At 60.7% G+C, this 25,316-nt stretch carries 23 protein-coding genes; 7 read left to right on the top strand and 16 right to left on the bottom strand.

Translation table 11 applies throughout. The features are described 5' to 3' along the window. Window positions 1–14 precede the first annotated feature (14 nt). Genes KQ933_RS26740 through KQ933_RS26725 form a run of 4 tightly spaced genes read left to right on the top strand, consistent with a single transcriptional unit; the run spans window position 15 to window position 5,095 of the window. Window positions 15–1,535 (top strand): ABC transporter substrate-binding protein, encoded by a 1,521-nt coding sequence (locus KQ933_RS26740; RefSeq protein ID WP_216759024.1) that lies wholly within the window; start codon window positions 15–17, stop codon window positions 1,533–1,535. A 60-nt stretch (window positions 1,536–1,595) separates the two neighbouring features. Further along, entirely contained in the window at window positions 1,596–2,519 is a 924-nt protein-coding gene (locus tag KQ933_RS26735; RefSeq protein WP_216759023.1) for an ABC transporter permease, read from the top strand. 3 nt (window positions 2,520–2,522) lie between these two features. Then, window positions 2,523–3,374, top strand: a complete 852-nt coding sequence (locus KQ933_RS26730; RefSeq protein ID WP_216759022.1) for an ABC transporter permease — start codon at window positions 2,523–2,525, stop codon at window positions 3,372–3,374. Continuing rightward, window positions 3,371–5,095, top strand: a complete 1,725-nt coding sequence (locus KQ933_RS26725; protein WP_216759021.1) for a M14 family zinc carboxypeptidase — start codon at window positions 3,371–3,373, stop codon at window positions 5,093–5,095. Before KQ933_RS26730 ends, KQ933_RS26725 begins: the two co-directional genes overlap by 4 nt. A gap of 16 nt (window positions 5,096–5,111) precedes the next feature. Here the strand turns inward: KQ933_RS26725 and KQ933_RS26720 are convergent, their stop codons facing one another. From KQ933_RS26720 to KQ933_RS26695, 6 genes are read right to left on the bottom strand one after another with little or no spacing between them, the layout of a single operon-like run. Continuing rightward, complete coding sequence (locus KQ933_RS26720) at window positions 5,112–6,482, bottom strand: amidase (protein WP_216759020.1); 1,371 nt, start codon at window positions 6,480–6,482, stop codon at window positions 5,112–5,114. A 55-nt stretch (window positions 6,483–6,537) separates the two neighbouring features. Beyond that, on the bottom strand, window positions 6,538–8,052 hold the full coding sequence (locus KQ933_RS26715; RefSeq protein WP_216759019.1) for an ABC transporter substrate-binding protein: 1,515 nt from the start codon (window positions 8,050–8,052) through the stop codon (window positions 6,538–6,540). 17 nt (window positions 8,053–8,069) lie between these two features. Then, a complete protein-coding gene (locus KQ933_RS26710) occupies window positions 8,070–9,779 on the bottom strand; it encodes an ABC transporter ATP-binding protein (protein WP_216759018.1) in 1,710 nt (569 codons plus the stop codon). Beyond that, window positions 9,776–10,627: an ABC transporter permease gene (locus tag KQ933_RS26705; protein WP_216759017.1), complete on the bottom strand. Its 852-nt coding sequence runs from the start codon at window positions 10,625–10,627 to the stop codon at window positions 9,776–9,778. Before KQ933_RS26705 ends, KQ933_RS26710 begins: the two co-directional genes overlap by 4 nt. After that, on the bottom strand, window positions 10,624–11,562 hold the full coding sequence (locus KQ933_RS26700) for an ABC transporter permease (RefSeq protein WP_216759016.1): 939 nt from the start codon (window positions 11,560–11,562) through the stop codon (window positions 10,624–10,626). Before KQ933_RS26700 ends, KQ933_RS26705 begins: the two co-directional genes overlap by 4 nt. 51 nt (window positions 11,563–11,613) lie before the next feature. Then, on the bottom strand, window positions 11,614–12,504 hold the full coding sequence (locus tag KQ933_RS26695; RefSeq protein ID WP_216759015.1) for a proline iminopeptidase-family hydrolase: 891 nt from the start codon (window positions 12,502–12,504) through the stop codon (window positions 11,614–11,616). 125 nt (window positions 12,505–12,629) lie between these two features. Here KQ933_RS26695 and KQ933_RS26690 point away from each other — a divergent pair, with 125 nt between their 5' ends. After that, complete coding sequence (locus KQ933_RS26690; RefSeq protein WP_216759014.1) at window positions 12,630–13,412, top strand: LuxR family transcriptional regulator; 783 nt, start codon at window positions 12,630–12,632, stop codon at window positions 13,410–13,412. A gap of 53 nt (window positions 13,413–13,465) precedes the next feature. After that, complete coding sequence (locus KQ933_RS26685) at window positions 13,466–14,380, top strand: proline iminopeptidase-family hydrolase (RefSeq protein ID WP_216759013.1); 915 nt, start codon at window positions 13,466–13,468, stop codon at window positions 14,378–14,380. Between the two features lie 41 nt (window positions 14,381–14,421). Here the strand turns inward: KQ933_RS26685 and KQ933_RS26680 are convergent, their stop codons facing one another. The 9 genes from KQ933_RS26680 to KQ933_RS26640 all read right to left on the bottom strand — a co-directional run bounded on the left by KQ933_RS26680 (window position 14,422) and on the right by KQ933_RS26640 (window position 23,025). Next, on the bottom strand, window positions 14,422–15,333 hold the full coding sequence (locus KQ933_RS26680; RefSeq protein ID WP_216759012.1) for an ABC transporter permease: 912 nt from the start codon (window positions 15,331–15,333) through the stop codon (window positions 14,422–14,424). Next, window positions 15,330–16,433, bottom strand: a complete 1,104-nt coding sequence (locus KQ933_RS26675; RefSeq protein ID WP_216759011.1) for an ABC transporter permease — start codon at window positions 16,431–16,433, stop codon at window positions 15,330–15,332. Before KQ933_RS26675 ends, KQ933_RS26680 begins: the two co-directional genes overlap by 4 nt. Then, the gene (locus KQ933_RS26670) at window positions 16,430–17,953 is read right to left on the bottom strand and encodes an ABC transporter ATP-binding protein (protein ID WP_216759010.1); all 1,524 of its coding nucleotides are present in this window, start codon (window positions 17,951–17,953) and stop codon (window positions 16,430–16,432) included. Before KQ933_RS26670 ends, KQ933_RS26675 begins: the two co-directional genes overlap by 4 nt. A gap of 3 nt (window positions 17,954–17,956) precedes the next feature. After that, window positions 17,957–19,057 carry a BMP family ABC transporter substrate-binding protein gene (locus tag KQ933_RS26665; protein ID WP_216759009.1) on the bottom strand — a complete coding sequence of 367 codons (1,101 nt, stop codon included), beginning with the start codon at window positions 19,055–19,057 and terminating at the stop codon, window positions 17,957–17,959. Between the two features lie 22 nt (window positions 19,058–19,079). Beyond that, window positions 19,080–20,459 (bottom strand): amidohydrolase, encoded by a 1,380-nt coding sequence (locus tag KQ933_RS26660; protein WP_216759008.1) that lies wholly within the window; start codon window positions 20,457–20,459, stop codon window positions 19,080–19,082. Window position 20,460: 1 nt separating this feature from the next. Continuing rightward, complete coding sequence (locus tag KQ933_RS26655) at window positions 20,461–21,120, bottom strand: glutathione S-transferase family protein (protein ID WP_216759007.1); 660 nt, start codon at window positions 21,118–21,120, stop codon at window positions 20,461–20,463. Then, on the bottom strand, window positions 21,117–21,962 hold the full coding sequence (locus tag KQ933_RS26650) for an aromatic ring-hydroxylating dioxygenase subunit alpha (protein WP_216760827.1): 846 nt from the start codon (window positions 21,960–21,962) through the stop codon (window positions 21,117–21,119). Before KQ933_RS26650 ends, KQ933_RS26655 begins: the two co-directional genes overlap by 4 nt. Beyond that, window positions 21,962–22,603 (bottom strand): Rieske 2Fe-2S domain-containing protein, encoded by a 642-nt coding sequence (locus KQ933_RS26645; protein ID WP_216759006.1) that lies wholly within the window; start codon window positions 22,601–22,603, stop codon window positions 21,962–21,964. The genes KQ933_RS26650 and KQ933_RS26645 overlap by 1 nt, the downstream gene beginning before the upstream one ends. Before the next feature lie 149 nt (window positions 22,604–22,752). After that, a complete protein-coding gene (locus tag KQ933_RS26640) occupies window positions 22,753–23,025 on the bottom strand; it encodes an acylphosphatase (protein WP_216759005.1) in 273 nt (90 codons plus the stop codon). A 202-nt stretch (window positions 23,026–23,227) separates the two neighbouring features. Between KQ933_RS26640 and KQ933_RS26635 the strand changes: the two genes are divergently transcribed. Next, a complete protein-coding gene (locus KQ933_RS26635) occupies window positions 23,228–23,785 on the top strand; it encodes a thioredoxin domain-containing protein (RefSeq protein WP_216759004.1) in 558 nt (185 codons plus the stop codon). Between the two features lie 8 nt (window positions 23,786–23,793). Here KQ933_RS26635 and KQ933_RS26630 read toward each other — a convergent pair whose 3' ends face one another. Further along, window positions 23,794–25,308, bottom strand: a complete 1,515-nt coding sequence (locus KQ933_RS26630) for a carboxypeptidase M32 (RefSeq protein ID WP_216759003.1) — start codon at window positions 25,306–25,308, stop codon at window positions 23,794–23,796. Between the last annotated feature and the right edge of the window lie 8 nt (window positions 25,309–25,316).

The following is a 25,316-nucleotide window of genomic DNA, read 5'->3' as shown; positions in this document are numbered from 1 at the left end:
ATGGGGAACTGAAAATGCGATATAAAAATCTCTTTCTTGCCGCCGCAATGTCGGTCCTGCCGCTTGCTGCAACCATCAATGCCGCCCACGCTGCCGGAACACTGACCGTCGCGCTCGAACGCGATGACGGCAGCTGGGATCCGATCGATACGTTCACGCTGACCTGGGGCCGTATCGGCAGCAATATTTTTGACGGTCTCGTCCAGCGCAGCACGGACCTGAAGCTGCAGCCCGGCCTCGCCACAGCCTGGGAATTCCTTGACGACAACAAGCGCATCCGTTTCACGCTGCGCAAGGGCGTGAAATTCCACGACGGTGAGGACTTCAACGCCGCAGCCGTCAAGTTCACCTTCGACCGTCTCCTCGGGCCGGAAGGTGCCAAGGGGCCACAGCAGGCCAATTACACCTCGATCGGCGAGGTCAAGGTCATCGACGATTACACCGTCGATTTCATCCTGAAGAGCCCCGATCCGGTACTGATCACCAAGCTTGCCGGTTATGGCGGCATGATCGTGCCGCCGAAATATATCCAGGAGAAGGGTGACGAATATTTCAACCTGCATCCGGTCGGCACCGGCCCGTTCAAATTCGCCGACTACAAGCCGAAGATCAGCCTGACGCTGGAAGCCAACGCCGATTACTGGGGCGGCGCACCGAAGCTGTCTGGCCTCGTCTACCGCTTCATTTCCGAAGCCGCGACCCAGGTCTCCGAGCTGCAGTCGGGTGGCATCGATATTGCAACGCTCGTGCCGATCAGCCTGATCGATACGATCAAGGGTGATCCCAAGCTGGAAGTGGAAAGCATCACCGGTCCTGACGTCGCCATGCTGCGCTTCAACAATACCGACGGTATCACCAAGGATCCGGCGGTGCGCAAGGCGCTGATCCAGGCGGTCGACCGCGAGGCTATCATCGAGCAGATCCTGCAGGGTAATGGCAACCCGATTGCAAGCCTTCAGAGCTCGCTGTCGCTTGGCTATGATCCCAATCTGAAGCCGATACCCTTTGATCCCGCAGCCGCAAAGGCAGCCCTCGACAAGGCTGGCGTGAAACCCGGCACCAGCCTGGAGCTTTCCTTCGTCGGCACCGACGCGACCTTCCGCGAAGTGTCCCAGACGGTCGCCGCCTATCTTCAGGCCGTCGGCATCAATGCCTCGCTGAAGTCCTATGAGACCAACGTCTATTACACCGATATCATCGCGCACGGCAAAACCGGTTCACTCTACCAGTTCCAGTGGGGCGGCTGGACCTTCGACTTCGACAATACGGCCTATCTGCTCTATCACAGCGGCCAGTTCTGGAATCCCTACATCAAGGACGCCAAGCTGGATCAACTGCTCGAAGCGCAGCGCTCGACCTATAATGTCGATGAGCGCAAGAAGATCCTGGGCGAGGTCGCAGCTTATGCAGCCGACCAGGCCTTCGAGATGCCCCTCTACAACGGCAATACGCTCTACGCGATCAACAAGCGCGTGAAGAACCTGGCGCCGACCCCGGACGTGCGTTTCCGCTTTGTAGACGTATCGGTCGACTAAACAACCCCGCTCGACTGCCTGTCTTGCGGCAGGCAGCCATTTCCTCCGCAGGGTCACGCCATGCCAGCCTATATTGCCAAACGCCTCTTGCAGGCACTTTTCGTCGTGATCGTCGTCACGCTACTCGTTTCCTATGCGATCCGGCTGTCCGGTGATCCGACAGCCATGCTCGTCAGCGGCGGCGCTGCCGTCACCGAGCAGGATCTGCAGAATATTCGTGTCGGCCTTGGTCTCGACCAACCGTTCCACATGCAATATTTGAATTTCATCTCCGGCGTCATCAAAGGCGACTTCGGCAAGAGCTTCTTCGGTGGCACGCCGGTCTGGAGCCTGATTGCGCAGGCCTTGCCGGCAACGCTGCTCTTGTCCTTCCTGTCGCTCATCCTGTCCTTCGTCATTTCGATCCCGCTCGGCATTCATGCTGCGGTCAAGTCGGGCTCGTGGGCGGATCAGATCGTCCGCATCCTGTCGCTCGTCGGGCTATCATTCCCGAATTTCTGGCTGGCGATCATGCTGGTGCTGATCTTCTCAATCAAGCTGGAATGGCTGCCGTCCAGCGGCTTCCTGGCCTATTCGGGCCTGATTCTACCCTGCCTGACGCTGGCGCTCATCCTCTCGGCGGTCAATGTGCGCATCGTGCGCTCGGCCATGCTCGAGACCCTGTCGGCACAATTCATTCTCGTCTCCCGCGCCAAGGGGCTCAAGGACAGGGTCGTGCTCTACAAGCACGCACTGCGCAACTGCCTCATTCCGCTGCTCACCTTCGTCGGTCTGCAATTCGGTGATCTGCTCGGCGGGGTGGTTATCGTCGAGCGCGTCTTCAATTGGCCGGGCATGGGCAGCCTTGCCTTCGATGCCATCTCGTCGCGCGACTATCCCGTGCTGCAAGGCACGATCACCGTGCTGGCGCTGCTGATCGTGCTGACCAACCTGGTGATCGACATTGCCTATGGCATCATCGATCCGCGCATCGGGAGGAAGTGAGCCATGGTATCCTCTCAGACAAAGTCCCGATCCCTCTTCCGCCATACGCCGCTGGAACTCATCCTCGGCATCCTGCTCACCGCCGGGATGGTTCTGCTTGTCGTCTTCTCCGATGTGATATTCGGAACCAAGGCGGACATGATGGATCTTCGCGCCCGACTGTTGCCGCCATTCGTCAGCCTCAATCATATTTTCGGTACCGATCCCCTCGGCCGCGACGTGCTGGCGCGCATTGCCGCCGGCGGCAAGATTTCTCTGATCGTCGGATTACTGTCGGTCACCGGCGCGACCATCGTCGGCACGATCGCCGGGCTGATTGCCGGCTATTTTCGCGGCGTCGCCGACATGATCCTCATGCGCATTGCCGACGTGCAGCTGGCCATGCCTTTCATGCTGATGGCGCTGACCTTCATCGCCATCGTCGGGCCGGGCCTGCCGATCCTCATTTCGCTGATGATCATCGCCCAGTGGGTGCAATATGCCCGTCTGGTGCGCGGCCTCGTGCTCTCCCTGCGCGATCGCGAATTCATCCAGTCGGCGCGAGCGATCGGCGTCGGTCGCATGCGGATCATTCTCGTACATATCCTGCCGAACATCATCGGCCCTATCATCGTGCTGATGACGCTGAACGTCGCCAACAACATCCTGCTGGAAAGCAGCCTGACCTTTGTCGGCCTCGGCGTCGACGCCTCCATTCCAAGCTGGGGCGGTATGCTCGCTGACGGGCGCACCTATGTGCAGTCGGCATGGTGGGTCAGCGTCTTCCCGGGCTTTGCCATCATGTTCACCGTTCTCGGGCTCAATCTGCTCGGTGACTGGCTTCGTGACTATCTCGATCCGACGAGGGAAAAATGAGCACTATTCTCGATCTCGACGTTCCGCGCACGCTCGACGTGCTTGTTTCCGAGCTGATCGCCAATCCGCCGGGCATCCCGGTTGAAGCGTGGGTCTTCGACGATGCGCCCTCGCGGCAGGCTGCAGAAGAAAAGCTGGCCGCCGTCGGCATTACGGCGCGCATCCGCAGCTCCTACAAGCCGCTCGTCTATTTCTTCCTTGAGGAATTGCATATCGCGTCTCTTGCCAAGGTGGAGATCGGTTATCCCGTTCATTCTGCCGCCGACCCGCAACGCTTCCTGATCGAGGCCTATCCGCTGGCGGCTCTCGTTGGCGATGCCAAAATTGCCTTTCACGCCAACACGCTCGATCTCACCTACGATGTCACGCTGACCACCAAGGCGGGAGAGATGAAGACCTATACAGTCTTTGCCCCCAACGTCGTGGAGGATGACCATGTCGGCAGGCCGGTGCTGCGCTGCTGCGGCTGGCATAGAGGCGAACGGTTGAAGACTGATTTCGAGACGATGTTCCTGGCGGCCGTCGATGCCGTCAAGCAGCAGACATGGGGGCGCAAGCAACCCTATTTCGACCGGCTGCGCATTGCAGTCGACCTGCCGGCCAGGGATCTCGATCTCGATTTCTGCAGCGAGAGCATCAGCCTGCGCGAAGCCATGCATGAAGACCTGTTCTTCAGTCTGCGCGAATGCCTGGATGCCGAAATGGGCGCGATGGCGGGGCAGGGCGGCGCAAGACCAGGCCAGGTCGTTCCCGATATCAGCGGCACCGACGGCAATCCACGCATCGTCATGACCGTCGAGGACTTCGGCGAGCACGAGGAGACCGCAGGCGAGGATATCGATATCGCCACGGCAACGAGGCCCCTTAAGATCGGTCAGATCCGCCGCGAACTCGCGAAGATCGAAGGCGAGCCGATCAAGGCCATTTCGCGTGAGGGGCGTGAAGTGCTCGGCCGCTACCACAAGGGGCCGGGACCGGCCGTGCTCATCTCCTCGGGCCAGCATGCCAATGAGACCAGCGGTCCGGTCGGGGCGTTGCGCGCCGCGCAAATGCTCGCTGCTGATCCCAGCCAGCACTTTGCCATCGTTCCGGTGGAGAATGTCGATGGATATGAGCTGCATCAGCGACTGATCGTCGAGAACCCCTTCCATATGCATCACGCTGCCCGCTACACAGCCTTCGGTGACGACCTCTCTTTCACCGTTCCGCCGCCGATCTACGAGCGCGAGGCACGCGGCAAGGCCCTTGAGCTGTCATCCGCCAAGCTGCATCTCAATCTGCACGGCTATCCCTCCCATGAGTGGACCCGGCCTATGTCGGGCTACCTGCCGCGCGGCTTCGAACTCTGGACCATCCCTAAAGGCTTCTTCCTGATTGTCTGCACTCATCCGGGCTGGGAGGCGATCGGCGAGACGATCCTTGAAGAGGTGACCAAACGTCTTGCCGAGGACAAGAGCCTCGTCGAATTCAATGCCAGGCAGATCGATTGCGTCCGCCTCCACATGCCGAATGCTCCCTTCGAGGTGCGCTACGGCATTCCGGTTCTCAAGCAGGTCGGTTCGCTCTATCAGGCTCCGGTAACGATCATCACCGAAGCGACCGACGAGACGGTTTACGAGCAGGTCTTCGTCGATTGCCACGAGGCGCAGACGCGCACCGTGCTCTATGCCGTTGAGGTCTATCGCCGATTGGCGGCCAACAGCGATTTTCCGTCGGTGTGACGGGAAGCGGAGTGGTCTAGAGAACTGCCGCAGGGGATGGCCTGCGGTAAGCATCGAGTGCGGCCTCGATACCGAGCGCGATCTGCAGCAGTTTCCCGTCGCTACCGATCGGGCCGGTCAATTGCAGTCCAAGCGGCAGATGCCCGTCCATGCCTGATGGCAGGCTGAGGGATGGCTGACCGGTCATGTTGGCGAAGCCGCTGGAGAGCATTTCGCCTTCCTCGCCGTCCTCGGTGAATTCCGGATCCGTAATCGGCGCGGGGAAGGGTACGCTCGGTCCGAGAAGCACGTCGATGTCGCTGAATATCGCTTCGACGGCATTGCGAAGCTTGACGCGGAATTCCTGTGCTCTGATGTAATCCACCGCCTTCGCTTCGAAACCAGCCTCCACCTGCGATCGCGTGCGTGGCGCATACCCCGCAGGATTTTCGGCGTGGAGCGGAGCGTGGATGACGGAGGCCTCGGGCAGGATGATCCGGCGCAGTTCCGAATTGGCGAGCGTAAGCTCCGGAATGTCGATGCGCTTGACGACTGCCCCCGCTGTCTCGAGCCGCTCGAGTGTTTCGGCGAGATTGGCGGCGACTGCCGGCGTCAGCTCGGGACTGTCGCAATGGAATTGCACCGCGCCGATTCTGACGCCTTGCAGCGAAGGCGCAGAAAGTGGAAATGCCTTGCCGGCCAGCACTTCGAGCAACAGCGCCGTATCCGTAACGTTGCGCGCCAGAGGGCCAGCATGATCGAGGCTCCAGGAGAGCGGGAAGACGCCGTTAAGAGGCACCAGTCCGAATGTCGGCTTCAGTCCGACGATGCCGCAATAGGAGGCGGGGATGCGGATCGAGCCGCCCGTATCCGTGCCGATCGCAAGCGGCAGTATGCCGGCGGCGACGAGAGCGGCCGAGCCACCGCTGGAGCCGCCGGACGTGCGCCCGACATCATGGGGATTGTTCGTCTGGCCGACGTCAGGATGGGCAATGCCATAGGCATATTCGAGCAGGTTGGACTTGCAGAGGATGATCGCACCAGCCTCCCGCAGCCACTGCACCAGCAGGCTGTCCTCGCTTGCCATGGCAGGTGGCCGCACCCTGCTGCCATAGCCGGTCGGAGCGCCCTTGACCTCGATCAGATCCTTGATGGCGACCGGAATGCCGTGCAACGCTCCGCGATCCCTGCCGGACCGCAGCTCCTCGCCTGCCTGTTCGGCGTTTGCATGCGCCGTCTCATCCAGTCTCTGCGCGACGGCATTCAGGGCAGGTTCCAGCCTCTCCAGCCGTTGAATGCTGGCACGTACGACATCGACAGGGGAAAGCGAACCGTTTCTATAGGCTCGCCCAAGCTCGGCTACGCTCATGAATGCGATTTCGTCCGCCGTCATCACCGCCTCCGTCATCGGAATACTCCGCCGCACGTCGAGCGGCGGAGTATGATCGCAAATCCGCAATTTGTCAGTTCTTGACCGTGTCTTCCAGGAAGAAGCGGCCAAGCGGGTTCTGGTAGAAGTTGTCGATGTTCTTGCGAGCCACATTGATATAGGGGCTATAGTAGAGGTCGATCCAGTTGACGTCGTCCTTCGCCATCTTCTGCAGGTCGATGTACATTTGCTCGCGCTTCTTCGGATCGAGTTCCAGGCGGGCCTTGGCGACCAGCTCTTTCACCGCCTCGTTCTTGTAGTTGGTCGAGTAGTTGTTGTTGGAGTCATGGCCGAGCACGAAGGTCGTCTTCTGGTCCGGGTCGAGAATGTCGTTCGTCCAGTAGTTGACGGAGATGTCGTAGTCGCCGGCAACGGTCATGTCCCATTCCTGGCTGGGGTCGACCTTCTGCAAATTGGCAGTGATGCCGGCCTTGGCGAGCTGCTGCTGCACCAGCACGGCCGTCTGCTCATCCACTTCGTCACCGGCGCGGATCAGGTAGTTCAATGTTAGATTGGAAACGCCGGCATCGGCCAGCATCTGCTTGGCCTCTTTCGGATCATAAGGGCGCTGCAGATTGTCGGCGTAGTGGTAGAGGGCACCCTTCGGAATGTAGGAATTGGCGACCGTGCCCTGGCCGAAGGTGACGGCCTCGACGATTGCCTTCTTGTCGATCGCCAGGTCGAGGGCCTGGCGCACTTCCTTCTTGCCGAGATCGCCATGCGCATGGTTGATCAGGAGATGATCTTCACGCGTCGAAGGATCGATCAGCACGTTGAGGTTTGCATCCTTCTTCAGCTCCTCGACGCGCGAGAAGGGCACGAAGATGGCCGCATCGAGCTGGCCAGCCTGCACGTTCAGCATGCGGGTATTGTCGTCAGGCACCGAGATCCACTCGACCCCATCGAGTTTCACCCGGTCCGCCTGCCAGAAATTCGGGTTCTTCTTCAGGATGATACGGTCGCCGCGACGCCATTCCTCGACGGTAAAGGCACCCGACGCGACCGGCTTTTCGCCATAGGCGTCCGCGCCCATAGTTTCCATGCCGGCCTTGGAGATGACGGAGGCATTCGGCAGGGCCAGCGTCGACAGGAAGGGCGCGGAGGGGTTCTTGAGCTTGATTGTCAGCGTATGCGGGTCAGTGGCGACAGCCGTATCGATCACCTTGTAGGAATCACTCCAGAGCGAGCCCTCGTCATTGCGGATGCGCAGCAGGCTATAGGCGGCGTCTTCGGCCGTCAGCGGCGAACCGTCGGAGAATTTTGCGTCGCGGATCTTGAAAACATAGGTCAGGCCGTCGTCGGAGACCGTCCAGCTTTCGGCAAGGCCGGGCTCCAGCTTGGTTCCGGTCTTGTCGACGCGGATCAGTACGTCATAGACGTTGGAGAAGACCCAGTTGTCGATGTTCTGCGCCGTCTTGATCGGATCGAATGTGGTTGAATCCTCGCGGCGGCCGATGGTAAGCACGCCGGCGGCCTCGGCGTAAGATGCGCTGAGTGTCAGGCCTGCAAGAAGCGCTGCAAGCCCGATTGATTTCCATCTGGTGATCATGTTCGTTCCCTTCGTTGTTATGGCATGCGTTTAACGGGTAGAGCCGACATCGACTGCAGTTCGTCTTCCGGGCCCGCTCCTGCGAGAAGCGGCTTGTCCGGATCGATGTCGGGGATGGCGGCAATCAGCGCCGCGGTATAGGGGTGCTTCGGTCGAGCGAAAACCTCATCCGAACGGCCTTCCTCGACGATCTCGCCGCGATACATGACGACGACGCGTTCGCAGAGATTGCGCACGATCGCGAGATCATGGGCGATGAACATCAGCGTCAGGTTCATCTTCGCGGTCAGTTCGCGGAAAAGCGCGATGATCTGTGCCTGGATGGTCACGTCGAGGGCTGCGACGCATTCGTCTGCAATGATGAGCTTCGGATCGACGGCGAGCGCCCGGGCGATGCCGGCACGCTGACATTGGCCGCCGCTCATGCTGCGAGGCCTGCGGTTGGCGAATTCCCGCTCCAACCCGACGAGATCGAGCAGTTCGCCGATCCGAGCCGGAATGGCAGATGCTGGAACCTTGCCTTGCACCTTCAGCACTTCGGCAAGCATCTGGCCGATGGTGAGCCGCGGATTGAGAGCGTTATAGGGATCCTGGAAGACCATGGCCGTCTCGCGCCGCAGCTTTGCGAGGCCGGCTGCCCGTTGCTGTGCAAGATCGATGCCGTCGAAAGAGACATGGCCAGAAGAAATCGGGGTCAGGCCGAGGACGGCGCGTGCGAGCGTGCTCTTGCCGCTGCCGGATTCGCCGACAATGCCGATGGTCTCACCCGGCATGACCTGAAGGCTGACGCCGGAAACCGCACTTACCGTCTTCGTGCTACCCTTAAAGAGACTGCCACCGGCCTTGAACCGCACATGGAGGTCGTCGATTTCGAGGAGAGGTTTGGCCGATGCGGCGGGAGGGGCGACTTCCGCAACGGGTACAGTCATCTCATCCGGCATGGAAGGATGGCTGTTGATCAGATTGATCGTATAGGGGTCCTGAGGCCGCGAGAGGATCGCGCGCTTCGGTCCCTGTTCGAGCAGCCTGCCGCTGTGCATGACCGCGATGCGGTCGCAGGTCTGCGCGACGATGCCGAGGTCATGGGTGATGAGGATGATCGACAGGCCGCGCTTGTCGCGGATCTCCAGCAAGAGCTTCAGGATCTGTGCCTGGATGGTTACGTCGAGCGCCGTTGTCGGCTCGTCGGCAATCAGGATTTTCGGATTGCAGGAGAGGGCCACGCCGATCATCGCGCGTTGGCGCATACCGCCCGAAAATTCGTGCGGATAGCTGTCATACTGGCGCATGGGATCGGGAAAGCCGACCTGCGTCAGGATCTCGATGGCGGCGGCCCGCGCTTCCTTCGCTCCCAGGTCCTGGTGATAGCGGATGCCCTCGGAAATCTGGTCGCCGATGCGCATGACCGGGTCGAGATGGCTTGTCGGGTTCTGGAAGATCATGCCGATCTCGCCGCCACGGACATCGAGCATCTCGGCATCGCTTGCCGTCGTCAGGTCGCGTCCTTCAAGCAGGACGGTGCCGCCCTCGATCTTGATCAGCGAGGAGGGCAGCAGCCGGACGAGCGAACGGCAGAGCAGGCTCTTGCCCGACCCGCTCTCGCCGACGAGGCCGAGGATTTCGCCCTTGGCGAGATCCAAGGAAACATGATCGATCAGCGTGCGCACACCACCATCAAGATGAACCTTGACCGTCAGATCGCGGACGGAAAGCACTGATGCACTCATTCGTGAACTCCGAGAAGTTCGCCGAGCGCATCACCCAGCATGCTGAAACCGAAGGCAAGGCAGACGATGGAGAGGCCGGGGAAAAGCGTGATCCACCAGGCCGTGGTGATGAAGCTCTGCCCTTCCGCGACCATGACGCCCCATTCGGCAAGCGGCGGCTGCACACCGAGGCCGAGATAGCTGACCGCTGCGCCGCTGAGCAGCACCAGCGTGGCGTCCGACATGGAAAAGACGATGGAGCCGGCAATCGCATTCGGCAGCAGATGGCGGAACATGATGCGGGTGCGGCTGAAGCCGAGACTGACGGCTGCGACCGCGTAGTCGCTGCTCTTCAGAACCAGCATCTGCGCGCGGATGAGACGCGCATAGGAGACCCAGCCGACCAAAGCGATGGCGATATAAAAGCTGCCGAGGCCCGGGCCGAGAATGGCGATGATCGACAGCATCAGCACGAGGAACGGGAAGGCGAGAATGATATCGACGAGGCGCATGAAAATCGCATCGACGAGGCCGCCGAAGAAGCCGGCGATCGTGCCGACGGTCGTGCCGATCAGGAAAGGGAAGAGGACGCCGATGACGGCGATCTGCAGATCGATGCGGGCGCCCCAGATGACGCGGGACAGGATGTCACGGCCGAAATTATCCGTGCCGAAGAGATGGGCGAGTGACGGTCCCTGCAGTCGGGCATCGGCATTCTGCAGGATCGGATCATAGGGAGCCACCAGTGGAGCCGCTATCGCCAGAAGCAGGAAGAACAGCAGAATGGCCGAGCCGAACACGAGCGTCAGCCGGCGGCCGAGGAAACGGCGCCAGGCGACCGGATGGGGAGCAATGGCTTCGACACTCATAGCTTCACCCTCGGATCAACAGCGACGGTGACGATGTCGGCGATGAAATTGACGAGTACGGTGGCGCAGGCAAATGTCATGGCAACGCCCTGCACGACCATGTAATCCCGCGAGAAGATGGCGCGTACCAGCAACTGCCCCATGCCGGGCAGGGCAAAGACGCTTTCGACGACGACCGTGCCGCCGATCAGCCAGCCGATGTTGACGGCGAGAAGATTGATGGTCGGTACGAGCGAATTCGGCAGCACGTGACGCCAGAAAACGATGCTCTCAGGCATGCCGCGTGCGCGCGCCGCCGTCGCCACATCGGATTTCAAGGATTCGATCATGGCGGAGCGCAGGCTGCGGGTGAGAACCGTCGACAGCGACAATGCCACTGTCAGGCTTGGCAGCATGAGATGGGAGAGCTTGTCGCCCAGTGTCGTGCCGTAGCCGGAGACCGGCAGGATGCCGAGTTCCACGCTGAAGAGAATGATCAGCATCAGGCCGAGCCAGAAGGGCGGAAAGCCAATCCCGAAAGTGGAGACGATACGCACCGCATGATCCGGCGCCCGGCCGGAATTGCGCGCGGCAATCGCCGCCATCGGCACGGCGATCAGGATCGACAGAATGACGCTGGTCAGCACCAGCGCGATCGTCGGCTCGATGCGGGTTGCGATCAGCGGCAGCACATCGATCTTGTAGAGGATCGACTTGCCCATCTCGCCATTTGCGAGGTTCTTGAGGAAGTAGAAATATTGCAGCCACATCGGCTGATCGAGGCCATATTGGGCTCGGATATTGGCAAGTGCGGTCGGTGTGGCGCGCGTGCCGAGAATATTGCGGGCGGGATCACCGGGGATCAGCCGCACCAGAATGAAGGTGATGACACTGATGCCGAAGATAACGGGCAGAAACTGAACCGGCCGGGTCAGTATGAACTTATAACGATGCATGGCGGCGCTCGCCCCCCTGTCTTCGTCGGGTACCGATCACCTTACCCTGCATCAGCTTGCCCTGTGCCGCGATAGAAAATCGACCAGCGCCGGATAATAATCATGCGGATTTTCATAGAAGGGCATGTGGCTGGCATTGGCGAAGACCTTGAGTTCGACGTTCGGCAAGGCAAGCTTCATCCGCAGCGCGCAGGCCGGTGTCAGTTCGTCATGCTCGCCAGTCGTGATCAGCACCGGCGTCGTCACACGCGGCAGGTCGGGAATCCGGTTCCAGTCCTTCAGATTGCCGATATAGAGGAACTCGTTCGGCCCCTGCATGGTCTCGTACGGACCCATGTTCCAGTCGTCCAGCGAGCGACGCACGGGGGCCGGCCATTCCGGCAAACGGCAGACATGACGGTAATTGAGAATCGTCACCGCCGCCAGATATTCCGGATGATTGTAGGTGCCCTGCGCCTCGTGTTTCTGCATCATCGCCACCGTCTCCGGACCGAGGGCCGCGCGCAGCCGCTCCAGTTCGGAAATCAGATGCGGCATGTCGGCGACAGTGTCTTCGAGAATTAGCGTCTGCAGGTTTTCCGGATAGGTCAGCGCATAGTCGATCGCCAGCCACCCGCCCCAGGAATGACCAAGCATATGCACTTTGCCGAGGCCGAGCGCCTTGCGCACCGTCTCCGTCTCCTCGACATAGCGGCCGATGGTCCAAAGCGATCGGTCCGTAGGCCGGTCGGAGGCGCCGGTGCCGAGCTGATCGAAAGCCACCACGCGGTAGCCCTTATCGATTAGGCAGGAATGAGCCTCACGCAGGTAGTCGCAGGGCAGGCCGGGTCCGCCATTCAGGCATAAAACGGTCTCGCTGCCGCTTCCAAAGCTGTAGGCGACCACCTTATAGCCGTCGACTTCGATTTTATGTCGCGCCTCGGGCTCGATTTCACGCCACATAGACCACTCCGGCAAAAGATTTCGCTTGCTCAATAATTGGGCATGGCTAAATTTTTACCTTAAACCTCAGCCTTCGCCAGCTATAAGAAGTGATAGGGTGTGGAACCACCGACCGGGAGCCTGCCATGATTGACGAAATCGGAACGATCAGACGGCAATTCGCCATCCATCAGACCCTTGATGGCCGTATCGATCAGGTTTTCGAAGCGATGAAAGAGATCGGCTTCGAGGCCCTGATCTACGACTACACGCCGGTGCCTTACGACCTTGACGGCGGGATCATGGTCCCTTCGCTCTTGAAGCTGCGCAATATTTCCGAGGACATGAGGGAATACTGGTTTGATCGCGGCTATTTCCGCATTGATCCCGTACAGCAAGTGGCGTTGCGCACCTCAGCCCCTTTCTTCTGGAATTACGACAGGGATGCAGACACACTCATCAACCGTTTCATGAGCGACGATACGGTGCCGGTGACGCGCTATCTCAGCGAGCGCGACATGTCGACGGGTGTGACTGTCCCCGTCCATATGCCCCGCGGCGACTACGCGACCGTGACCGGCATTCGCTTCGGCGCCAACAGCGATTTCGAGCGTCATGCGCTGCGCTACATTGCCGATTTCAACCTGCTGGCCCACGTCTTCCACGAGGCTGCCTATTCGCTTTTCGATGCCAAGGCGCTGAGCGTCGGGAAGATCCGCCTGACGGAGCGGGAGCGCGAGTGTCTGCGCCATTCCGCCGATGGCCTTTCGGCCAAGGAGATTTCCCGCATCATCGACCGCTCGGTGCCGACCGTCGTCATGCATCTCAATGCCGCAGCCAAGAAGCTCGGCGCCCGCAACCGCACACAGGCCGTGGTGCGCGCCACGCATTACCGTCTGCTGGAAGATCGGCCATCCTATAACTTCTGATAGCTGCCTTTACCGTCTCGGCGACGCTATGGTTTTTCATCGTTGCATTTAGGATGGAGAGACTTGTGGCCGCAGTTCCGACGAAGGAAGCCTATCTGCCATTTCGCGAATACCAGACATGGTATCGCATCACCGGTTCACTGGATTCTCAAAAACTGCCGCTTGTCGTTGCCCATGGCGGCCCCGGCTGCACGCATGACTACGTCGATTCCCTCAAGGGCATCGCCGAGCTCGACGGCCGGGCGATCATTCATTACGATCAGCTCGGCAACGGTAACTCCACGCGGCTGCCTGAAAAGGGACCGGATTTCTGGACGCCGGCGCTCTTTCTCGAAGAGCTCGACGCGCTGCTGAACCATCTCGGCATTCAGAACCGCTACGCTTTCCTCGGCCAGTCCTGGGGCGGCATGCTCGGTGCCGAACATGCCGTGCGCCAGCCGAAAGGCCTGAAGGCGCTCGTCATCGCCAATTCGCCGGCCAACATGCACACCTGGGTGGCGGAGGCAAACCGCCTGCGCGAGGAGCTGCCGCAGGACGTGCAGGATACGCTGCTGAGGCATGAGGAAGCCGGCACCATCACCGATCCCGAATATATCGCCGCCTCGCGTGTCTTCTACGATCGGCATGTCTGCCGCGTCGTCCCTTGGCCGCCGGAGGTCGCGCGCACCTTCGCGATCATGGACGAAGACAATACCGTCTATCGCAACATGAACGGCCCGACCGAATTCCATGTCATCGGCACGATGAAGGACTGGACGATCGAGGATCGCCTGCCGCTCATCGAGGCGCCAACGCTTTTGATCTCCGGCAAATATGATGAGGCGACGCCGCTGGTCGTCAAACCCTATGTCGATCGCGTCAAGGGCTGCGAATGGGTGCTCTTCGAGCAATCCAGCCACATGCCGCATGTCGAGGAAAAGGAGCTTTGCCTTGACGTCGTCTCGGCCTTCTTAAGCAGGCACGATTGATCGCTCAGCGGCCTGCGCCGTTGGCGCTGCCCGCATCTTCTTCACCGCTCGAACGGCTCGCCGAGTGAGGCGACGCCGTTGAGCTTCAGCAGTCGGCGATCTGCCGAAATGATGCCGAGCACGATGATCGTTACCAGGTAGGGCAGGCAGGCCAGCAGTTGCGAGGGCACATCAAGCCCGGTTGCCTGGGCAGCAAGCCCCATTAGCGATACGGCACCGAAGAGGCAAGCTCCGAGGAAGATCCGGCCGGTCAGCCAGGTTCCGAAGACGACGAGCGCAATGGCGATCCAGCCGCGGCCGGCGATCATTCCATCCGCCCAGAGCGGCGTATAGATCGTCGATGCATAGGCGCCGGCAAAGCCCGCCATCATGCCGCCGAATGCCACCGCGGCGAAACGAACGGTGATAACAGGATAACCGATGGCGTGGGCGGCTTTCGGGTTTTCGCCGACGGCGCGAATGACCAGTCCAACCTTGCTATAGGCAAAACTCGCCCAGATCGCGACGGTCACCAAGAGCGAAAGCCAGACGACGATATCCTGGGTGAAGAGGCCGCCGATGACGGGAATGTCCGAAAGGCCGGGGATGGATATCTTCGGCAATGCCTTGACCGTCAGGCTTTCATAGCTCTTGCCGAACAGCGCCGACAGACCCTGGCCGAGAATGCCGATCGCAAGCCCTGTCGCGACCTGGTTTGCGTTGAAGCCAAGGATGATCCCCGCAAAGATCAGCGACAGCAGGATGCCACCGAGCCCGGCCGCGAGGAACGCGAGAATGTGGCCGCCGCCATGATATACGATGATGAAGGCGATGACGGCGCCGAATGCCATCAAGCCCTCCACACCGAGATTAAGCACTCCGGCGCGTTCGACCACCAATTCGCCGAGTGCTGCCAGCAGAAAGGGTGCCGCGGCTGCCAGCATGCCGGCCAGGATGAACTCGATGGCATTCATGTCGGGCTCCTGATGGCGGTCTGCCGCCAGACAAGGCGGTAGCGTACAAAGGCGATGGCGATGAGGTAAATGAGAAGCAGGCTGCCCTGGAAGACGCGGACGGCGGCGATCGGCAGGTTGGCGGACACCATGGCATTGTCACCGCCAATGTAAAGGGCGGCCATGACGACCGAGGAGATGACGATGCCGATCGGATGCAGGCCTCCGAGATAGGCGACGATGATCGCCGCATAACCGTAACCTGTCGAGATCGAGCGCTGCAGCTGGCCGAGCGGGCCTGCAACTTCGGCTGCACCCGCAAGACCAGCGGCCGCGCCACCGATCAGCAGCGAAAGCCAGATCGCCCAACCCTCTTTGAAGCCGGCATAGCTTGCCGCACGCGGCGCCAGCCCACCGACCTGCAATTTATAGCCGCTGAAACTCTTCTGCATGAAGACCCATGCGGCGATCGACAGCAGAACGGCAAGGATCAGCGAGACGTTGACGCGCGTTCCCTCTATCAGGATCGGCACCATGGCATCGTATTGGAACATGACCGACTGCGGGAAATTGAAGCCGTTTGGATCCTTCCAGGGGCCGAGAAGCAGATAGTTGAGAAGCTGCGTCGCGACGAAGCTTAGCATCAGCGAGACGAGGATTTCATTGGCGTTGAGCCGGACGCGCCAGAAGGCGGTGAGGGATGCCCAGAGCGCGCCGCCTATCGTCCCGAGCAGCAGCATTGCCGGCCAGATCCACTGTCCGGCGGCCTCAGGCCACCAGATCGGAATGGCGGAGGCAAAGATCGCCCCGAGCACGAATTGCCCTTCAGCGCCGATGTTGAAAACCTTGGCGCGGAACCCGATCGCCAGCCCTTGCGCGATGAGCAGCAGCGGTCCGGTCTTCAAAAGCACTTCGGAGAAGGACGCCCAGGAGAAGAAGGGCTCGATCAGCATCGCATAGATGACCGCGGCTGGATCGCGCCCCATGACGATATAGAGGCTGAGATTGAGAGTAATGGTAACAATCAGCGCGATCGGCGGGGCAAGCAGGGCGGCGGCAAGCGAGGCGCGCTCGCGGCGCACCAGTATGATGGGCAGGGCCGCGAAAAAGGGTCTGCTCATGCGGGGGCCTTCTCGCGCTGTAACTGTGCTCCGATCATGTATCGGCCGATCTCCTCGGGTTTGGTGTCGCGCGTGACGAGCGGCGGGCTCAGCGTGCCGTGATGCAGGACCTGTATGAAATCGCTGAGCTCGAACAGTTCCTCGAGCTCCTCGGAAATGACGAGGATCGCCATGCCTTCATTGCGAAGGGTGATGAGCCGCTTGCGGATCGCCGAGGCCGCACCAATATCGACGCCCCAGGTGGGCTGGGCGAGGAAAAGAAGCTTTGGCGCCAGCATGATTTCGCGCCCGACGATGAATTTCTGCAGGTTGCCGCCGGAAAGCGAACCGGCTTCCGCTTCGGGACCGCGCGTGCGCACGTCATAATCCCGGATACAGTTATTGGTGAAGTCGATCGCCTGCGCCTTATCGAGAAGGCCGCGCTTGACGAGGTTCAAGGGGTGGGCCGTCAGCAGGCTGTTGAGGGTGAGCGACATTTCGGGAACCGCACCGTGCCCGAGCCGATCCTCCGGAACGAAGGCGAAGCCCAGCTGACGACGCGCAGCAGAATCGAGCGTGCCAACATCCTTGCCCATCATGAAAATCTGGTCGCGTTGAACTCGCGGCAGGATGGTTTCGCCCGAAATCAGCCCCGCGAGTTCGCTCTGACCATTTCCCGAAATTCCAGCAATGCCGAGGATCTGGCCGGCGCGCACGGTCAAGCTGACATTGTCGAGCGGCACGGCGAAAGGATCGTCCGGCCTATAATTGAGGCCGATAAGCTCCAGACGCTTCTCTCCTTCGATCAATGGCAGTGCCGCCATGGGCTCTGGCATGTCACGGCCGATCATCATGCGCGCAAGCTCGTGAGCGTCATGTTCGCGCGGATCGACATGGCCGGTCACGCGCCCGCCGCGCAGGATCGTCGCGCGGTCGCAAAGCGACTGGATTTCCTCCAGCTTGTGAGAGATGAAGAGGATGGAGACGCCGCCGTCACGCAGCCGGCGCAAGGTCTCGAACAGCTTCTCCACGGCCTGCGGCGGCAGCACCGATGTCGGCTCGTCGAGGATCAGCAGTTTCGGGTCGGTCATCAGGCATCGGATGATCTCCACCCGTTGCCGTTCGCCGACTGAAAGCGAATGCACATCTGCGAGCGGATCAACTTCGAGGCCGAATTCATTCCCGAGGTTGCGAATGCGCTCCGCAAGCTCGCGCTTGTTGCCGGACACGATAAGCCGGATGTTCTCGACGACCGTCAGGCTTTCGAACAGCGAGAAGTGCTGAAAGACCATGCCGATGCCGGCACGCCTTGCCTCTGCGGGAGAGGCAAGGCTGAGGTTCTGCCCGTTCCTGGCGACGGTCCCGCTGTCCGGCTGTTCAACGCCGTAGATCAGCTTCATCAGGGTCGATTTGCCAGCCCCGTTTTCTCCGAGGATGGCATGGATCGAGCGGGGAGCGACGTCGAGGTCGATCTGCTGGTTGGCATGGACCTGGCCGTAGCTCTTGGAAATGCCGCGCAGCGACAGGAGCGGGCTCACCATGGTTTACTTCGGCAACGGCGTCGTGACACCCTTGACGTGCCAATCCATCGCGACGATCTGGGCGTCCGTCAGCGTCGCACCCGAAGCAGCACCTTCGCTGCCGTCGGCCTTGGTGATTGGGCCGGTGAAGGGCGAGAAGCTGCCATCGGCGATCTTGGCTTCCACTTCCTTGATCTTCGTCATCGCATCGGCCGGGATGGCCGGGTTCCAATCGACGACCTCGACCACCTTGTCGGCAACGCCGAGGAATGTGTTGGCGCCCTTGAAAGTGCCGGCGAGATGGGCATCGACCGAAGCCTTGAAGAAGGGCGACCAGTCGGTGGCAACGCAGCCGAGATAGGTCTTTTCGGCATATTTCTTCATCGAGGAATTGAGGTTGAAGGCATAGACACCGGCCTCCTCGCAGGCGGAAATCACCGAAGGCGTATCCTGCGCATTCGAGAAGATCACATCGCAGCCCTGCGCAATCAGCGCTTTGGCGGCTTCCTGCTCCTTTGCCGGATCGAACCAGGAATTGACCCAGACGACCGACACTTCGATGTCAGGCTTGACGGACTGTGCGCCGAGCGTGAAGGCGTTGATTGAGGTAATCAGTTCGGGAATGGCGAAGGCCGAAACCGAGCCGAGCTTGCCGGACTTGGACAAGGCTGCTGCGGCCATGCCGAGCAGATAGGTTCCCTGGAAATATTTGGCGGCGAAGGGTGAGAAGTTCGGCGCGACCTGGAAGCCGGAGGCATGCAGGACCGTTACCTTCGGATTGCGACGGGCGATCTGCAGCGCACCGTTCTGATAGCCGAAGGAGCCGGCGATCAGGAAATGGTTTCCGTCGGCAACCGTCTTGTTCATGATGCGGTCCGCATCCGGTCCTTCGGCGATGTTTTCGAGGATGGTGACCTTCACCTTGTCGCCATAGGCGGCCTTGATGGGATCGAGGCCGGCGGCAAGGGCATGGCCCCAGCCGACGTCGCCGATTGGGGAGGGAACGACGAGGGCGATGCCGAGCGGTTCGTCGGCCGCAAGTGCGGAGCGGCCGGCAAAGGCCGTGGCAAGGCCGGCGGCAGCCGCGCTCTTCATCAGTGTTCTGCGGGTCAGATTGTTGGACATGTCAGTTCCCCTCTTTGGTTGTTCAGAATTCCACAGTCGCGAGCGCGGCTTCGGCGTCCGCGAAAAGCTTGAATTCGTCGAGGCCGGCGAATTCACCGGCCTGCCAGACGATCCGTCCATTGATCATGGTGAGATCGGTCGGCATGCCGATGCCGACCTTGGCGATCAGGCTCAGCGGGTCATGCCGCGTGCCGACATAGTCCATCCGCCGCGTATCGATTGCAAAGAGGTCGGCGGCCATGCCGGGGGCAAGGCGCCCGATATCGCTGCGGCCTAGAAGGCTTGCGCCACCCGCCGTCGCATAGTTTAGAAAGTCGATGGGTGCCGGGACCGGATGGGCACGCGTCGATGCTGTCAGGCATTGCAGCATGTAGGCGGAATGGATGCAGTGCATGAGGTTCGAATTGTCATTCGAGGCAGCGCCATCGCAGCCGAGCCCGATACGCAGGCCAAAGGCGGACATTGCCGGAATATCGGTCACCTCTGCGCCGACAAGATAGACCGGCTCGGGGCAATGGGAGACACCCGTGCCGCTTGCCGCCATCGTTCGCAATTCGTCGTGTGTCAGCTCCCAGCAATGGGCATAGAAGGCGTCGGGGCCCGCAAAACCGAGTTCGGTGCAATAGTCGACCGTGCGCATGCCGTGCCGTGCCTCGATCACGGGGCTTTCGCCCTCGCCGACATGCGTGTGCATCTGCACGCCGCGATCGCGGGCCAGTGCGACCGATTCAACGAAGGTTTCGCGATAACAATTGACTGGCTGGCAAGGCGCGACGACCACCTGCCGCATGCTGAAGGAACCGGCATCGTGGTAGCTGTCGATCAGCCGGGCGCAATCGGCGATGAACTCATCGGTCGATTCCAGCATGGCATCCGGGATCGTCGAGCCCTCGGATTTCGGCAGCGTATTGCCGCCACGCCCCGCGTGGAAACGCATGCCAAGAAGCTCGGCCGCCTCGAACTGGCGATCGATCAGGCGCTTGCCGGCGTGCCGGGGAAAGCAATATTGATGATCGAAGGCCGTGGTGCAGCCATGCTTGATCATCTCGGCCATGGCCGTGACTGACGAATGGTAGAAGCAATCCTCAGTTAGCCGCGAGAAGATCGGGTAGATCCGATCAAGCCATTCGATGACCGACAGCTTCGTCCAGTCGAGATCGGCCCGGTTGCGCACGAAGCACTGGAAGAAGTGATGGTGCGTGTTGACGAGCCCCGGATAGACGAACCAGCCGGTCGCGTCCTGGACGATCGTGCCGGCGGGCAGTGTTTCGGCCGGCAGGTTTTCTCCGATCGCCTGGATCGCCGGACCATCAGTGAGCAGATCGACATTCCGACGTACGGCCGGGCCACTGCCCTCGTCGACGATGACGGCTGCACAATTTTTCAGGAGGTAGCCGGCCATCTCACCTCTCCTCCTTCGCGGGATGAGGATCAGGTTTCAGCTCGTGCAACCTGTGAATGCCGGGCATTTCGATGAAACCGTCGATGCTGCGGATGGCACGCAGCCAGAGCCGGATCGTTGGGTATGGATCGAGCGAGATGCCGCCATCGGGCGCGAGCGCCACATAGGGGAAGCAGGCGATATCGGCGATCGTGGCGCGGTTCGACGCTAGGAAGCGCATGCCGCGAAGCTGCTGTTCGAAGAGACCGGCTTCCAGCTCGCGCAGCGCCGAGATGCCCTGCGCCTGCAGGATCTCGATATTGCCGGGGCGCAGAAGCATTTCATGCAGTCGCGCACCGCCGAGATTGGCCGTCAGCCGATGCGAGAAGGAGAGCCACTGCTGCACCCGCGCCGTCTCTTCAGGCGTGCTACTGCCCAGCCATTCCGGCGCGCTTCCGGCGGCGAGATAGGCGAGAATCGCGGAGGATTCCGTCAGGACGAGATCGCCGTCCTCAAGGATCGGAAGCGAACCTGCCGGGTTGAGCGCCAGGAGTTCTGGTCCGCGATGTTCCGCGCCGGGATGAAAATCGACCGGTCGGATATCCAGCTTGATGCCGAGGATCGCCGCCATCAGGCGGATCTTGTAGCAGCTCGGCGAGAGAATGTAGTCGTAGAGCTTCATTGCGCGACCAGCTGTGCACCATAGGTATAGTTGTGACGCTTCAGCCAGCGCCGGTAAGCAACCGATGTGAGATCGGCCCGGGTCGGGATTTCCATGCCGGGATCGAGCGGCAGCAGGGCTGGGATCTGGTTTTCAAGGATCGAGCGATCCTGCAGGAAAATCATCTGTTGAAAATGGATGAGGTCTGTCATGGGCGTTTCGTCATCGAAAAGGGCCATCCATGGCCATACGTCACAGAGGTCCTCCGCAAGCGGCTGGACGAAGAGGGTAATGACATCCCATTCGCCTGGCCGGGGAGGGCAGGTCTTGTAGAGCACTGAGCAGGTCGGTGCTGGCACGCGGTACATATATTCGGTGGTAATGCCGCCAGTTGCCGACTTGGCTGCCTGCGGCTGGTAGAATTTCACCTGCGTCGCCCAGACCTCATCCTCATCTTCGCGGATTTCTACCTTGTAGTTTTCGACCTCCGTATGCGGCTCGGCGCCGAGGATGTCGGTATGGACGAAGGGGAAATGGGCAATGTCGAGGAAGTTCTCCACCGCCCGTAGCGGCGAGCAGCGCACCCGCACCACGCCGACATCGACAAAACGGCGGCCGGGCTGATCCGCCTCGGGAATAGCAAAAAGCTCCTTGACGGGATTGCCGAGGGAAGACCAGACGTGGCCGTAGCGAACACGGACAGGGAGTGGGCGTCCGTCGCCGGATGTTACCCGCGCCGATCCGTCCTGCGCGCGTGCCACCTCGATCGGTTCGCCCATCAGCGCGGTCTTGTTTCCCGTCTCGGTGAGCCGGCTGAAAAGGCCGACCGGATACCATTCGTCGATCATCGCGCCGGCCTTCATCATGCAGCTTCCTTCTGGCGTGCTTCCGCCCGGCGGCGCAAAGCTTCGGCAATGCGGGACGCGGCAACCCGATCCTCAATGCTGCGACTTTGCTCGATCATGACATGAACCAGCGTGCGATCCCCCTGTGGCGTCGGCAACAGCCGGACCCATGGATATTCCGCGACGTTGATAAGTCCGTCTGCATTCGCCTTTGCGCCGGCCACAGCTTCGATTTCCGCGATGCCGGCCTCGGCCGTCAGCGAGCGCAACGGAATAAGGTTGCCCAGGCGCGGCGGCTGCGATGTCGGCTTGCCAGCAGCGACCCAGATGACGCCATCCAATTCTTCGACTGTCTGGACGGCGACGCGGATCGTTTCTGGCGGCACGAGGTCGGGATGGGCCGGGATGCGAACGCATCCCCCCGCCGGAGAGTAGCTCCAGCCATGATAGATGCAGGAGAGCGTCTCGCCACGCACGAAGCCGTGGGACAATCGCATCCCGCGATGCGGACAGCGATCCGACGATGCCGATGCGCGCCCCGATTGACTGCGCCAAAGGGCTATCGATCCTGCTGGCGTTAAGGCCGGTATGACGGTTGCCGGCGGCAGATCAGCAGAAAGGGCGACAGGCGTCCAGGAGCCGGCCGTATCAGATGGCATAACTTTCAGTTCCTCAATTTTACCAATACTTTAGCGCCGCTGGCCGCGCACTGTTGCCGAGCTCGCGACCTCAGTTGTCTGAGGCTTGCATAAAAAAATCGCATTAGCAACAATGATTAAATTAAAGGCAACAGATCAATGTTGCCGCATTACGGTGCATCGGCCGGATCTACAATCTTGCGCTGAATCTCGTCCACCCAGACATCGATCGGGCCAAGCGAACATCCCATTTCAAGCATGTCGATCAGTTCGACAGGTCCCGCGACCTCAAGTTCGATTCGGTCGGCCCCGGTGTAAAAGAAATCCTGGGACAGTCCGAGCTTGTCAGCATGGCGACGGATCCACGGGACGAATGAGGCAGAATTGACATCGCCTAGGATCGTCATCCGCTCGCGCAACTCCCCCTGCCGTGCCTGCATCATTGAATTATCCATCCTTCAGTCTGCGATGACAGCATAGCGGCTCGGCACGTTTGTGAAAGGGGCATGCGAAGCCAAACGGTCTTATGGCCCTCATGAGCTCGTGGATAATTGGAACGGCAAACAGTGATATCACACGCGACGCAGGCTACGTCGGTAACTATGGTGGCCGGCAATAGAAAGATGCAGAACAAAGGACATGAACATGACGACCACTTCCTGGCAGACAGATCCACTCGTTTGGGGTTCCGGACAGCGCGCTTTCGAGGCATTCCTGGAGCCGACCTGCCCCTATTCCGTCAGGACGTTCAACAAGCTGGACAGGCTTCTGGAGCAAGCCGGCGAGAACAGGATCACAGTGAAAATCCGCCTGCAGTCGCAGCCCTGGCATATGTATTCCGGCGTGGTCGTGCGCTGCATCCTCGCCGCGTCGACCTTGAGCGGTGGCAAGGAAACGGCAAAGAAGGTCATGGCGGCCGTTGCTGCCCATCGCGAAGAATTCGAGTTCGAGCGGCATGCCGGCGGTGCCAATATGGATGTCACGCCGAACCAGATCATCGAACGCCTGGAACGCTACAGCGGTGTCGAGCTGAAAGACGCTTTCGCGATGCCTGATCTCGACCGCGAGATCAAATGGCACTGCAAATATGCGCGTCAGAACGGCATTCATGTCTCGCCGACATTCATGATCGACGGGCTGGTGCGGCCAGACATGAGCAGTGGCGACGAGGTTGAAGCCTGGGTCAAGCTGCTGGTCGGCTGATTCCTGCCTCAGGCGGTGAGGTCTACGACCTTGCGCTTGAGATCGTTGACATAGGCGGAGACGGAAAGGTCTTCGCCTGTCGCATCCGCCAGCAATTGGCTGGCGCTCTTCGAGCGTCCGTATTGATGAACATGGTCATTGAGCCAGGTTTTCAGCGGCAGGTAATCGCCATTCTCCAACCCGCGTTCGATGGCCGTCTCCTTGCAGGCCGCTGCGAAGAACTGCGACGACATGATGTTGCCGATCGTATAAGTCGGGAAAGAGCCGACCATGCCGGATGACCAGTGGACATCCTGCAGGACGCCGAGCGTATCGTTTGGCACATCGAGCCCAAGATAGGCCTTCACCTTGTCGCGCCAGATGCCAGGCAGATCGGCAACCCGAACTTCGCCTGATATCAGACCCGCTTCGATCTCCGAACGCAGCATGATGTGCAGATCATAGGTCAACTCGTCGGCTTCCACACGAATGAAGCCGGGCCGGGCAGCATTGACGGCCCGCCAGAAATCCTCCGGCGTGACATCGCTAAGCTGGTCGGGGAAGGTCTTTTGCAGATCGGCGAAATTCAGCTCCCAAAAGCGGCGGGAGCGGCCGACGCGGTTTTCCCAAAGGCGCGATTGGGATTCATGCGTGCCGAAGCTCGTGCCGCCGACGGCATAGAGATTGACGAAATCCGTGGTGAATGTCGAACGGCTGAAAGCGTCGGAAATACCCTGCTCGTAGATGCCGTGGCCCGCTTCATGCCACACGGCGAAGAGGCCGCCGGGCAGCCAGGTTTCGCGGAACCGGCCGGTGATGCGCACATCGGATCGTGTGAAGGAAATCTCGAAGGGATGAACCGTGTCGTCGAGACGGCCGCGGTTGAAATCATAGCCGAAACGGGCGGAGATCAGGCTTGAAAATGCCCGCTGCTTGTCGACCGGGTAGGCCCGATCGAGAATTTCCGCGCGGACATTGGCTTCTTTCGCCTGGGCGAGCAACGGCAGCAGGCCGTCGCGCAGCTCACCATAGAGCCTGCGCAGCCGCGACCAGTTCATGCCCGGTTCGTAGGTTGCAACCAGCGCGTCGTAGGGATGCTCCCTATAGCCGATGGCAGCGGCGATCTCGCGCTGCATTTCCATCGTGCGTTCGAGGAACGGCGCGAAAGCGGCAAAATCATTGGCGGCGCGCGCGCTGCTCCAGGCCGCCTGGGCGACGGTTTTCAGCTCCGCCGCAGCGCTGACGAGGGAGGCGGGAATGCGTGAGAGGGTGTCGATCGCCTCTGCTGCCTTTTCGAGCGCGAGCTTACGGCGGTCACCGACATCGATCCCTGATAGTTCCGACCGCGCGCCTTCGATGGCGCGTTGAAGTTTGTCACTCGTCGCAAGATCGCGCGCGAGCCCGGCGAGTGTGGCAATCTGCTTGCCGCGTGCATCGACACCGCCTGGCGGCATCATGGTGCGCGCATCCCAGGTAAGCAGGTTTACGGCGCAGAGGATGTCGTTGATCTTGGCGATCTCGTTTTCAAAAGCGGCAAAACTCATGGTTCTCT

It is taken from the genome of Rhizobium sp. WYJ-E13 (assembly GCF_018987265.1).
Lineage (GTDB): Bacteria > Pseudomonadota > Alphaproteobacteria > Rhizobiales > Rhizobiaceae > Rhizobium.
Note: the sequence above shows the minus strand (reverse complement) of the source record. Positions and strands in the feature narration are given on the sequence as shown.